The 12,342-nt window shown below is 73.4% G+C and carries 10 protein-coding genes; all 10 read left to right on the forward strand.

The annotated features are described in order from the left end of the window. The first annotated feature begins 32 nt into the window (after positions 1 to 32). The 10 genes from P0L94_02860 (at position 33) to dapC (ending at position 12,232) form a co-directional block, all read left to right on the forward strand. Positions 33 to 2,729 (forward strand): hypothetical protein, encoded by a 2,697-nt coding sequence (locus P0L94_02860; protein ID WES65022.1) that lies wholly within the window; start codon positions 33 to 35, stop codon positions 2,727 to 2,729. Continuing rightward, on the forward strand, positions 2,726 to 5,446 hold the full coding sequence (locus P0L94_02865; GenBank protein WES65023.1) for a hypothetical protein: 2,721 nt from the start codon (positions 2,726 to 2,728) through the stop codon (positions 5,444 to 5,446). Before P0L94_02860 ends, P0L94_02865 begins: the two co-directional genes overlap by 4 nt. Next, entirely contained in the window at positions 5,446 to 6,390 is a 945-nt protein-coding gene (locus P0L94_02870) for an ABC transporter ATP-binding protein (protein ID WES65024.1), read from the forward strand. The genes P0L94_02865 and P0L94_02870 overlap by 1 nt, the downstream gene beginning before the upstream one ends. Beyond that, the gene (locus P0L94_02875) at positions 6,380 to 7,066 is read left to right on the forward strand and encodes an ABC transporter ATP-binding protein (GenBank protein WES65025.1); all 687 of its coding nucleotides are present in this window, start codon (positions 6,380 to 6,382) and stop codon (positions 7,064 to 7,066) included. Before P0L94_02870 ends, P0L94_02875 begins: the two co-directional genes overlap by 11 nt. Positions 7,067 to 7,171: 105 nt before the next feature. Then, complete coding sequence (gene typA, locus P0L94_02880) at positions 7,172 to 9,085, forward strand: translational GTPase TypA (protein WES65026.1); 1,914 nt, start codon at positions 7,172 to 7,174, stop codon at positions 9,083 to 9,085. Positions 9,086 to 9,294: 209 nt separating this feature from the next. Continuing rightward, entirely contained in the window at positions 9,295 to 10,053 is a 759-nt protein-coding gene (locus P0L94_02885) for an AzlC family ABC transporter permease (GenBank protein WES65027.1), read from the forward strand. Next, positions 10,050 to 10,364 carry a hypothetical protein gene (locus P0L94_02890; protein WES65028.1) on the forward strand — a complete coding sequence of 105 codons (315 nt, stop codon included), beginning with the start codon at positions 10,050 to 10,052 and terminating at the stop codon, positions 10,362 to 10,364. The genes P0L94_02885 and P0L94_02890 overlap by 4 nt, the downstream gene beginning before the upstream one ends. A gap of 36 nt (positions 10,365 to 10,400) precedes the next feature. Beyond that, a complete protein-coding gene (locus P0L94_02895; GenBank protein ID WES65029.1) occupies positions 10,401 to 10,769 on the forward strand; it encodes a DUF6113 family protein in 369 nt (122 codons plus the stop codon). Positions 10,770 to 10,779: 10 nt separating this feature from the next. Further along, positions 10,780 to 11,100, forward strand: coding sequence for a ferredoxin family protein (locus tag P0L94_02900; protein WES65030.1), 321 nt, complete (start codon positions 10,780 to 10,782; stop codon positions 11,098 to 11,100). A gap of 25 nt (positions 11,101 to 11,125) precedes the next feature. Beyond that, positions 11,126 to 12,232: a succinyldiaminopimelate transaminase gene (gene dapC, locus P0L94_02905; GenBank protein ID WES65031.1), complete on the forward strand. Its 1,107-nt coding sequence runs from the start codon at positions 11,126 to 11,128 to the stop codon at positions 12,230 to 12,232. Positions 12,233 to 12,342 lie beyond the last annotated feature (110 nt).

Here is a 12,342-nt window from a genome sequence, read left to right on the forward strand (position 1 = left end):
CAGAGGAGACCGCACCCGCCGATGAGAGTCGAGTGCGCGTGATCGGCGGCTTCGTGCGCGCACGCGCGCGTGCCGGTTTGGCGCCGCTGGTCGCGCTGACTGTCGTGGCGGCGCTGGCGGCGGGCCTAGCGGCCGCGGTCGTGGGTGCCATGCGGGCGGTGGAGGCCGCGGTCGTCGTCAGCGCCGTGGAGGACTCGTCGGGAGACCGCGATCGTGTCGTCGTGCGTTTCGACGGCGTGGATCCCGCGGCCGGCGGAATGCCCGAAGCGGTCGCCGGGGCGCTGTCGGGGCTCGGGGCCGCGGGTGCGCTGCGCACCGCGTCGGATCCGGCCGACGGAATCCTCGAGTACACCGTCGACCCCTCGCGCTTCACGGCGGATGCTGCGATCGCGCTCGTGGCGGGGCTGCCGGATCTGGCCGACGGGATCGAGGAGCGCATCGCGCTCGACGTGCAGGTGTCGGGCGGGCTCCGGTCGACCCTCCTCGGCGTGCGCGAGGGGCTCGAGGCCCGCCGGGGACCGATCGTCGTCGGGCTCGCGGTCTATGCCCTGCTGGCCGCGGTCGTCGTCGCGACCGTCGCGCTCGAGCCGGTCCTCGCACGATCGGGTGAGACGCGCCTGCTGCGCGCCCGCGGCGCACGTGCACGCACGCTTCTGGGCCTCACGGCAGGCGAGACGGTGCTGTGCGCGGGCGCGGGCGCAGCGGCCGGCGCCGTGATCGGAACGGTCGCGGTCTCGGCGGCGACCGGCGTGATCCTCGAGCCCTGGATCGGCGCCGCCTCCGCGGCCGGCGTCGCGCTCGTGGCGCTGGGTTCCGCGCTCATCGCGACCGCCCGCCGGCTCGGCCGTGCGAGCACCCGCGCCGATGCGACGGCGGGAATCGGCGCCGCCGTGCTGGCCGCGGCGCTCACCGGCGTCGCGCTGTGGCAGTTCTCGACCGTCGGCACGCCGGTCGTGGAGCGGTCCGGCGGGGCGGCCGCACTGGACCCCGTCGTCGCGCTGGCGCCGGCGCTGACGCTCGCCTTCGCGGCGCTTCTGGCCGTGCTGATCGTCACGCCGCTCGCCGGCGCCGCGGCGCGGCTGTCCGAACGCTCACGCGGGCTGTCGCCGGTGCTGCCGCTGCGCCTGGTGTCTCGTCGCCCCGGCCGTCACGCCCTCACCACGGCCGTCGTCGCGTTCGCGGTGGGCGCGATCACGCTGGCCGCCTCCTACCAGGGCACGGTCACCGCGGTCGGCGATGCGCCGGAGGCACTCCGTGTGGGAGCCGACGTGCGGGTGACGTCGGTGCCCGAGGACGCCGGCCCCGCGACCGTCGCGGAGTTCGCGGGTGTCGACGCGACGATGGGCGTGCACGCGGCCGACGCGCGCGGCGCGGACGGGCGCATTCCGGTGCTCGCAGCGGATGCGCCCGACCTCGGCGATGTCATGCTCGACGCCGGCGGCGCCATCGATCCGGCAGCCCTGGCGGCCGCGCTGCAGATCCCTGAGACGGGGGTGATCGTGCCGGAGGGCGCCGATGCCATCGGCATCCGCCTCGTCGTCGCCGAGCCCCCGCCCTTCGTCGACCACGACGGCCAGGAGTGGGAGCCGGGCACGCCGTTCGTCGTCGCGTCGGTCGTCCTGACCGATCCCACCGGAGCCACGGCCGAACTGCACGCCTCGAACGCCGAGATCACCGCCTCGTCGAGCGACGAGACCGGAGAGTTCGTCGATCGCACGACGTTCGCCGAACGCACCGAAGTCCTCGACGTGCCCGAGGGCGGTCCGTGGCGCGTCTCGCTCGTGGGCGTCGTGAACCCGGACTGGGGACTGGAGACCGAGGCCACGATCGAGCTGTCGACCTCGGCGGGCCCGCTCGACATCTCGCCATACCGGCTTCGCGGCGACGGCGCCGTGCTCGACCCGGCCGGGACGGGGCTGCGCTTCGACCTGCCCGCACCGGATGCCTCAGACCCCGACGTCCCCTACGCCGCGCCCGGCGACGCCCCCTCCGCCGCGCCGGCGGCCGTGACGGCCGACCTCGCCGCATCCCTCGCCCTCGAGGTCGGCGACGCGACCTCGCTGCAGGTTCCCGACGTCGGCGGACCGCTCGACCTCGAGGTCGCCGCGATCATCCCCGTGCTGCCCGGGTCGGCGTCGGGGGAGGGCGTCCTCGTCGACCGTACCGCCGCGTCGCTCGTCGTCGGACAGCCGCTGACCGCGACGGAGGTCTGGGTGTCCACCGATGGTCCCGCGCTCGTCATCGACGAGGTGTCCGCCCGGCTCCCCGGGGCCCGCACGGATGCCGCCGACCACCGCTCGGCGGCCGCCGCGGCCGACACCGCGTGGGCCTTCGTCCTTGCCGCAGCCGGGGCGGCCCTGCTCGCCCTCGTGGTGCTGCTGCTGCGCCGGGCCCGGAGCCGAGCGGACGCGCGCGAGTTCGCGCTGCTCGCACTGCTGGGCGCGGGGCGCGCGGGGGCCCGTCGGATGCGCACGAGCGAGGACCTCTTCGCCCTCGCGACGGGCGTCGTCGGGGGGCTGGCCGCGGGAGCTGCGACGGCGTGGCTGGTCGTGCCGGCCCTGGTGCGCGCCGCGTACGTGTCGGTGCCCGACGGCTTCCCGATCGCCCTGCAGGCCGAGCCGGTGACCCTCATCGCGGCCGTCGCGGTCACGGTCTCGGTGTTCGCGCTCGTCGTGGGCTCGGTGCGCCCTCCGTCCCAGCTCTCGCCCCTGGTGCGGGAGGACGAGTGAGCAGGTCGCCCGGGCTCGTCGCCCTCACCCGCCGGCGCTTCGCGACACCGCGCAGCGCGGCGCTCGTCGTGATCGCCCTCGCGACCCTCGCCGCCCTCATCGTCGCCGGCGCCCCGCGCGCCCTCGTCGGCGTGATCCGCGCCGAGGTGGCGTATCAGATCGGCGAAGTGCCGGCGGCGCTGCGCGATCTGTCGGGCACCATGCTCCTCCCGCCCGACTTCGCGCCGGCTCGCGACGGCGAGCTCGTCGAGGAATGGGATGCCGGCGCCGCCGACGTGCTGGGTGATCTCGCCCAGCGGCTGGCCGACAACCGCGACGGCTTCGAGGACGTGCTCGTGCCCGTCACCGACGATGCGGAGTTCGCACTGCGCACGGCGGCGCTCGTCGCGACGCCCGAGACGCTTCCTGCCGACGCGCCCAACGGCAACGTGCAGCTGCTCGCGGACCCGGTCATGCGCAGCGAGCTCGCGCTCGGCGATGGCATGTGGCCGGAGCGCTGGGAGGGCAGCGGTCCCCTCGAGATCGCGCTCGCGAGCGAAGCGGCCGAGCGGATGCAGTGGACGCTCGGTCAGGAGCGCGAGCTGTCGGGACAGTTCGTCCTCGAAGCGGGTGCGGATGTCTCCGCCGTGCTGGTGGGCACCGTCGACGCCGTCGACCCGGATGCCGAGCGGTGGCAGCACATGCCGCCGGCCGCGCTGACCGCCACGATCTTCGACGATGGCAACCGCCGGCCCGAGGCGACGGCCGTCGCCTACGTCGACGCCGCGGGCTGGCCCGAGGTCGTGAACGTCGTCCGGCACGGGCAGACCGAGACGACGGCGTGGTACCCCGTCGACGGCGCCGGTGCGCAGCAGAGCGACCCGGCCGCCCTGCACGCGGCGCTGCGCCAGGCGACATCGGAGTCCGTCCCTCTCAACGAGGGCGGCTCCGCGCGCATGCGCTTCTCTTCCGACATCGTCGATGTCCTGGGCGACTCGCTCGCTCGGTCGAATTCGGCGAGTGCGATCCTGGCGGTCGCGGCGGTGGGACCGCTGGCGGTGAGTGTGGCCCTGGTCGTGCTGGCCTCGGTGCTCATCATCCGCCGCCGGCGCACCGACCTGACTCTGATGTCGGCCCGCGGGGCGCCGCTGGCGCGACTGCGCGGGCTGCTCGCGGGCGAGGGCCTGGTGCTGGGGGTTCCTGCGGCCGCCGTCGGCGTCGTCGCGGGTATCGCGCTGACGGCCTTCGACGCAGGTCCCGTGCCGACGATCCTGGGCATGCTCATCGGCGTGATCCCGGCCCTGGCCCTCGCGCTGTCGCTGCGCGCGGCCACGCTCACGACCGAGCGGGGCGACCTCGACGCCGTGCGCGCCGGCCGCGTGGCGCGCATCGTCGAGGGGCTGGTTGTGCTCCTGGCGATCACCGCCGTGACCCTGCTGGTCGTCCGCGGCATCGCGCCGGCCGAGGACGCCGTCGACCCGCTCGTGATCGCCGCGCCGCTGCTGGCGACCGTGGCGCTGGCGCTGGCGGTCGTGCGGCTGCATCCGCTCCCGATCGCGGCGGCGCTGCGCGTGGCGTCGCGCGGTCGCGGCGTCGTCGGGCTCGTAGGCGCGGCGCGCAACCTCCGCGATGCCGCGGCCGGCTCGACGGCGGTGCTGGCCATGCTCGTCGCGGTCGCGATCGCGATGTTCTCCTCGGTCGTGCTCGCCACGGTCGACAGCGGCGCCCAGACCGCCGCGGAACGTCAGGTGGGCGCCGACATGAAGGTCTCGGGCCCGTTCCTGAGCATCGATCAGCTCGACGCGATCCGCGACGTCGACGGCGTCTCCGCCGCGTCGGGTGTCCTGGTCGGCGATCGTGTGAGCGTCGAAGGCGCGAGCGGTTCGGTCACGACCGTCGTCGTCGCCGTCGAGACCGAAGACCTCGCGGCGGTCCAGAGCGGTCTCGACGGTGCGCTTCCGCCCGGCGCGCCGGCGCCGGGGCGGACTCCCGTCGAAGTGGTCGCCTCGACGTCGCTGGTCGCCGAACTCGGCGGCACCGGGCTCACCACGTCGCAGACGCCGCTGGATGTCGCGGGTAGCGTACCGCGCCTTCTCGGCGCGGCCCTTCCCGGCGACTTCGTCATCGTCGACGCCGCCGACTACCGCACCGTGACCGGCCTCGGGTTCTTCCCGCGCGCCGTGCTCATCGGACTCGACGCCGACGCCGATGCGACGGCGGTGTCGGCCGGCATCGCCACGGTGATCGGGGGACCCCACAGCGTCGAGGTGCTCGCCGACCGCACCGCGGCGATCCAGGCGTCGCCGGCCATCACCGCGCTGCGGGTCGCGCTGCTCGCAGCGCTCGGGCTCGCCGTCGCGCTGTCGGTCGTCGCGGTCCTGCTGGTCGCCGGCGTCGCACGGGACTCGCGCTCTCGGACGATCGCCCTGCTGCGGACGATGGGCCTGTCGCGGCGCCAGGGGCGGGGCATCGTCGCGTGGGAGTTCGCCCCGCTCGGCGTCACCGCGCTGATCGGCGGCGTCGTGCTCGGCGCCGTGCTGCCGCTGCTGGTGCTCGCCGCGGTCGACCTGCGCCCGTTCACCGGCTCGGCGACCCAGCCGGCGCTGGCCGTCGACCCCGCGCTGACCGGCTCGTTGCTGCTGGCGGTCGTCGCCGCGCTCGTGATGGCGGTCGTCGTCGGCGTCGTGAGTGCCCGTACCGCTTCCATCTCCACCGTGCTGCGGACCGAGGAGGACTGATGACCGAATCCACGACAGCGGATGTGCCGCCCGAGATCGTCTGCGAGGGGCTCGTGCGCATCTTCACCGTCGCCGACATCGAGGTGCAGGCCCTGCAGGGTCTGGATCTGCTCGTGCGGCGCGGCGAGCTCGTCGCGCTCGTGGGCGCGTCCGGCTCCGGCAAGTCGACGCTTCTGACGATCCTGTCGGCGCTCGACGCCCCCACCGCCGGGAAGGCGACCGTCGCCGGCCGCGACCTGCCGTCGCTGTCGGCCCGCGACCGTGTGCGGTACCGGCGCGAGGTCGTCGGCTTCGTGTGGCAGCAGACCGCCCGGAATCTGCTGCCGTACCTGTCCGCGCTCGAGAACGTCCAGCTCGCGCGCGCGATCGGCGGCGACCGCCGGCACCCCGAGCGCGCGGGCGAGCTGCTCGAGCTCGTCGGCGTCGCCGAGCACGCCGGCAAGCGGCCGGCCGAGCTCTCGGGCGGACAGCAGCAGCGCGTGGCGATCGCGGTGGCGCTCGCGAACGACCCGCGCGTGCTGCTCGCCGACGAGCCGACCGGCGACCTCGACGAGCACACGTCCGTCGACGTGCTGCGCACCTTCGAGGACGTCAACCGGGAGCTCGGCACCACCGCCCTGATCGTCACGCACGATCCGACGGTGTCCGAGCACGTGCAGCGGACCATCCAGATCCGCGACGGCCGCATGTCCACCGAGGTGCTGCGCTGGACGCACACCGACGACGAGGGACGCGAGCACGCGATGGCCGAGGAGTTCGCGGTGCTGGACCGGGTCGGCCGGATGCAGCTTCCCGCCGACTACATGGACCGCCTGTCGCTGCGCGACAGGGTGCGGCTGCGCCTGGAGGCCGACCACGTAGGCGTCTGGCCGGGGGACCGGCAGGCGCAGGCGGGCGATGGTGCGGACGCCCCCGAGCGGAGCGAGGAGCCCGATGATGAGTGAGACCGTGCTCGAGGCATCCGGACTGTCGGTCGTCCACCGCACGCCCGCCGGCGACGTCACGGCGCTCGCCGACGCGTCGCTGACGCTGCGCCGCGGCGAGTTCACCGTGCTGATCGGTCCGTCGGGTGCGGGCAAGACGACGCTGCTGCACGTCCTCGGCGGCATCCAGCAGCCGTCCACCGGTGTCGTGACGGTCGGCGGCGTCGACCTCGGGGCGGCCAAGGAGAGCGAGGTCGACCGCATCCGCCGCGACGAGGTCGGCTACGTGTTCCAGTCGTTCGGTCTCATCGGCGCGCTGTCGGCGCAGGAGAACGTCGAGCTGCCGCTGCGGATCCAGGGCGCCGATCCCGCCGAGCGCGGCCGCATCGTCGGCGACCTGCTCGAGCGGGTGGGGCTCACCGCGCATGCGCAGCAGCGCCCGGGCGAGCTCTCCGGCGGTCAGCAGCAGCGCGTGGGAATCGCCCGCGCGCTCGCCGGGCGGCCCACCGTGCTGCTCGCCGACGAGCCGACCGGCCAGCTCGACTCGCACACCGCCGAGGCGATGATCGAGCTCATCGGCTCCATCGCGCACGACGACGGCGTGGCCGTGCTGCTGTCGACGCACGACCCGGGCATCGTCGAGCGCGCCGACCGTGTCCTCGAGATCCACGACGGCGTGCTGCGCGCCCGCGCGTGAGGTCCCCGGCGCCCTGATCGCGCCCTGCACGGATCGCCCAGGCTGGGCCCGATAGACTGGTCGGCGCCCGAATCCGGGCGTCACCCCAACCGCAAGGACCCTCACATGGCGCGCGCCCTCCGCCCTGACCTCCGCAACGTCGCGATCGTCGCGCACGTCGACCACGGCAAGACGACGCTCGTCGACGCCATGCTCCGGCAGACCGGCTCGTTCGGCGAGCACGCCCACGTCGACGAGCGCGCCATGGACTCGAACGACCTCGAGCGCGAGAAGGGCATCACGATCCTCGCGAAGAACACCGCGATCACCTACGACGGCGCCCACACCGACATCCCGGTGACGATCAACGTCATCGACACCCCGGGCCACGCCGACTTCGGCGGCGAGGTCGAGCGCGGCCTGTCGATGGTCGACGGCGTCGTGCTGCTCGTCGACGCCAGCGAGGGCCCCCTGCCGCAGACCCGCTTCGTGCTGCGCAAGGCGCTCGAGGCCAAGCTCCCCGTGATCCTCCTGGTCAATAAGACCGATCGCCCCGACGCACGCATCGCCGAGGTCGAGGAGGAGGCGCACGACCTGCTGCTGGGCCTCGCGTCCGACCTGCACGAGGACGTGCCCGACCTCGACATCGACGCCCTGCTCGACGTGCCCGTCGTGTACGCGTCGGGTCGTGCCGGCGCGGCTTCCCGCACGCGTCCCGCGAACGGCGAGCTGCCCGACAACGACGACCTCGAGCCGCTGTTCCAGGCGATCCTCGAGCACGTCCCGGCCCCGACCTACGACGACGAGGCGCCGCTTCAGGCGTGGGTGACCAACCTCGACTCGAGCCCGTTCCTCGGCCGTCTCGCGCTGCTGCGCGTGTTCAACGGCACGCTCAAGAAGGGGCAGACGGTGGCGTGGGTGCGCCACGACGGCACGCACACGAACGCCCGCATCACCGAGCTGCTGAAGACCCGCGCGCTCGAGCGCTACCCGGCCGAGTCGGCCGGCCCCGGCGACATCGTCGCGATCGCCGGCATCGAGGACATCACGATCGGCGAGACCATCGCAGACCCCGAGGACGTGCGTCCGCTCAAGGCGATCACGGTCGACGACCCCGCGATCTCGATGACGATCGGCACGAACACGTCGCCGCTGGTCGGCAAGGTCAAGGGCCACAAGGTCACCGCCCGCATGGTCAAGGACCGCCTCGATCGCGAGCTCATCGGCAACGTCTCGCTCAAGGTCGTCGACATCGGGCGTCCCGACGCGTGGGAGGTGCAGGGCCGCGGCGAGCTGGCGCTGGCGATCCTCGTCGAGAACATGCGCCGCGAGGGCTTCGAGCTCACCGTCGGCAAGCCGCAGGTCGTCACGCGCAAGGGCGAGGACGGCAAGGTCCAGGAGCCGTTCGAGCACCTGACCGTCGACGCGCCGGAGGAGTACCTCGGGGCCATCACCCAGCTGCTGGCCGCACGCAAGGGCCGCATGGAGACGATGGTCAACCACGGCACCGGCTGGGTGCGCATGGAGTTCATCGTGCCCTCGCGCGGCCTCATCGGCTTCCGCACCGAGTTCCTCTCGGTCACCCGCGGAACCGGCATCGCCAACGCGATCTCGCACGGCTACGACGACTGGGCCGGCCACATCGTCGCTCGCCAGAACGGCTCGATCGTCGCCGACCGCGCCGGTGTGGTGACGCCGTTCGCGATGATGGCGCTGCAGGAGCGCATGAGCTTCTTCGTCCAGCCCACCGAAGAGGTGTACGAGGGCATGGTCGTCGGCGAGAACACGCGCTCCGACGACATGGACGTCAACATCACCAAGGAGAAGAAGCTCACCAACATGCGCTCGTCGACCGCCGACGAGCTCGAGAAGCTCACTCCGCCGCGCCAGCTGTCGCTTGAGGAGAGCCTCGAGTTCGCGCGCGAGGACGAGTGTGTCGAAGTGACGCCCGAGAAGGTCCGCATCCGCAAGGTGATCCTCGACCAGACCGAGCGCGGTCGCGCGGCATCGCGCCTCAAGCGCCAGGACGCCAACGCCTGATCCTCCCGCTCGACCGGTGAGGATGATGTCCCACTTCTGGTCGCGCGGCCCAGCCGCAGGCGACCAGAAGTGGGACATGCCTGTTCTGTCACCCGCCCGGGCGACTGCCGGCCGGGCGCAATGTCCCGATTTCGGCCGCGCGGCCCAGCCGCGGGCGGCCAGAAGTGGGACATGACTGCCGTGGGATGCCGTCGCAGTAGGCTCGGCGGGTGACCGCCGTGCCCGACTTCGACGACGCGGATGCCGCCCATCGGCGGCGCGCGTGGCGCGACGGGCTGGGCGTGGCGCTGGCCACGAGCGCGTACGGCGTGTCGTTCGGAGCGCTCGCGGTCGCGGCGGGCCTGGACGTATGGCAGACATGCGTGCTGAGCCTGCTGATGTTCACCGGCGGCTCGCAGTTCGCGTTCGCCGGTGTCATCGGCGCGGGCGGCATCGCGGCGATCCCGGCGGCGATCGCCTCGGCGACGCTGCTCGGCGTGCGCAACATCGCCTACGGCATGCGCATGTCGCCCGTGATCGGCACGGGGCTGTGGCGTCGAGCGGCGGCAGCGCACTTCACGATCGACGAGTCCACCGCGGTCTCGCTGGCGCAGACTTCGCGGCGGGCCCGCCTCATCGGGTTCTGGGTGACCGGCATCGGCATCTACGTCGGCTGGAACATCTCCACGCTGGCGGGCGCGCTGCTGGGCGACGTGCTCGGCGACCCGCGGGCCTACGGACTCGACGCCGCGGCGGCCGCGGCCTTCCTCGCGCTGCTGTGGCCGCGGCTGCGGCAGCGTCAGCCGATCGTCGTCGGGGCGGCGGCCGCCGTCGTGGCGACCGTCCTCACGCCGGTCATGATGCCCGGCATCCCCGTTCTCGTCGCCGCGGTGGTCGCGATCGTCGTGGGCTGGACGAACTGGCTCGGACGGGACGAGCGGCCTCCGCCCGAGCCCGAGGATGTGCCCGAGCGGGAGGGACTGCCGTGACGCAGTGGAACGCCGTGCTGATCGCCTCGATCCTCGCGGTCGCGCTCAAGACGCTGGGGTACCTCGTGCCGCCGCGCGTGCTCGAGGCGCCCCGGCCGGCGCGCACCGCCGATCTGCTCACCGTGGCGCTTCTGGCCGCCCTCGTGGCGGTGCAGACGCTCGGCGCGGGACAGTCCGTCGTGCTGGACGCGCGGATCCCGGCCGTCCTGGTCGCCGCGGGGCTGCTCGTCGCCCGCGCCCCGTTCCTCGTCGTCGTCGCCGCGGCGGCCATCGTCGCCGCGCTGCTGCGGCTGTGGGGCTGGGCCGCCTGAGGCGGACGGCGCGCTTCGGCGGCCTAGACTGTCGCGGTGACAACCTCGTGGGCCCGCTATGCGACCTGGGCCGTCTCGCTGATCGTGGGCGCCGTGTACGGCGTCGCCGGAACCATCGCGCACTCGTACCTGATCGGCTGGTTCCCGCTGGGCCTCGTCCTCGCCGTGATCGGATCCGCCGCGCTGCTGCTCGCGGTGCGGCTGCTCGCCGCCGACCGGTGGGCCGCGCTGGCCGCGGGACTGGGAATGATGGGCACCACGCTGCTGTTTTCGGGCGAGGGCCCGGGCGGCTCCGTGGTGGTGCCGCAGAACACGCTCGCGCTGGTGTGGACGCTGGCCGTTCCGTTACTCGTCGCCGTAACAGTAGCGTGGCCCGAGCGCATCCCGGCCCGTCAGGGCAACTAGACTGACTCCCGTGACGTACGTGATCGCTCTCCCCTGTGTGGATGTCAAAGACCGTGCCTGCATCGACGAATGCCCGGTGGACTGCATCTACGAAGGGGATCGGATGCTGTACATCCACCCCGACGAGTGCGTGGACTGCGGCGCCTGCGAACCGGTCTGCCCGGTCGAGGCGATCTACTACGAGGACGACCTCCCCGACGAGTGGCAGGACTACTACAAGGCCAACGTCGAGTTCTTCGAAGAGGTCGGCTCGCCCGGCGGTGCGGCCAAGGTCGGCGTGATCCACAAGGATCACCCGGTGATCGACGCGCTGCCCCCGCAGGACGCGTGACACAGCTCTCGAGCGGGGTGGCCTGATGGGCGTCGCGGACCTCGCCGACTACCCGTGGGATGCCGTCGCACCGTACGCGCAGCGCGCCCGCTCGCATCCGGACGGCATCGTCGACCTGTCGATCGGGTCGCCGGTCGATCCCACGCCCGCGGTCGTGGCCGAGGCCCTTCGGGCGGCCACTGACGCGCACGCGTATCCGCAGACGATGGGCACGCCGGCCCTGCGCCAGGCCATCGTCGACTGGTATGCGCGGCGGCGCGGCGTGACGGGCCTGACGCCGGCGCAGGTGCTGCCGACGGTCGGCTCGAAGGAGCTCGTCGCGCTGCTTCCCCTGCTGCTGGACCTTCGCCCGGGCGATGTCGTCGTGCATCCGCGCGCGGCCTACCCGACGTACGAGGTGGGGGCGCGACTGGTCGGTGCGATCCCGCTGGCCGCCGACGATCCGGCCGAGTGGCCCGAGACCGCCCGACTCGTCTGGATCAACTCGCCCGGCAACCCCGACGGACGGGTGTGGGATGCCGAGAGCCTCGCGGCGGCGGCGGCCCGCGCCCGCGAGATCGGCGCCGTGCTCGCCTCCGACGAGTGCTACGCCGAGCTCGGCTGGGATGCGCCGTGGGACTCCGAGCCGGTGCCGTCGGTGCTCGACACCCGGGCCAGCGGCGACGACCACTCCGGCCTGCTGTCGGTGTACTCCCTGAGCAAGCAGTCGAATCTGGCCGGGTACCGGGCGGCCTTCCTCGCCGGCGACGCCGCGCTCGTGACGCGGCTGCTCACCGGCCGCAAGCATCTCGGGCTCATGCTGCCGGCGCCGGTCCAGCACGCCATGACCGTCGCCCTCGGCGACGACGACCACGTCGCGGCGCAGAAGGAGCTCTACCGGCGCCGACGCGAGGTCCTGCGTCCCGCGGTGGAGGCGGCGGGGTTCCGCATCGACTGCAGCGAGGGCGGGCTGTACCTGTGGGCGACCGAGGGGCGGGATGCGTGGGAGTCGCTCGGGCGGCTCGCCGACCTCGGGATCCTCGCCGGTCCGGGTCACTTCTACGGCGCGCACTTCACCGAGCACATCCGGCTGTCGCTGACGGCGACCGACGAGCGCATCGACACCGCCGCACGCCGCCTTCGCGCCCGCTGAGCGGATGTCGGAGGAATCCTCCAGTCGATCCACAGATGCCTTGGTCGTGTCGGCAGTTGGTCTGGACGCGCACTAGGCTGTAAAGCGGCGACGGGCTTCCCGTGCCGATC

This window comes from Microbacter sp. GSS18 (assembly GCA_029319145.1).
Lineage (GTDB): Bacteria > Actinomycetota > Actinomycetes > Actinomycetales > Microbacteriaceae > Microbacterium.

Coding starts and splice junctions, on each gene's coding strand:
- dapC (WES65031.1), top strand. CDS start 11,126: ATGGGCGTCGCGGACCTCGCCGACTACCCGTGGGATGCCGTCGCACCG.
- typA (WES65026.1), top strand. CDS start 7,172: ATGGCGCGCGCCCTCCGCCCTGACCTCCGCAACGTCGCGATCGTCGCG.
- P0L94_02875 (WES65025.1), top strand. CDS start 6,380: ATGATGAGTGAGACCGTGCTCGAGGCATCCGGACTGTCGGTCGTCCAC.
- P0L94_02870 (WES65024.1), top strand. CDS start 5,446: ATGACCGAATCCACGACAGCGGATGTGCCGCCCGAGATCGTCTGCGAG.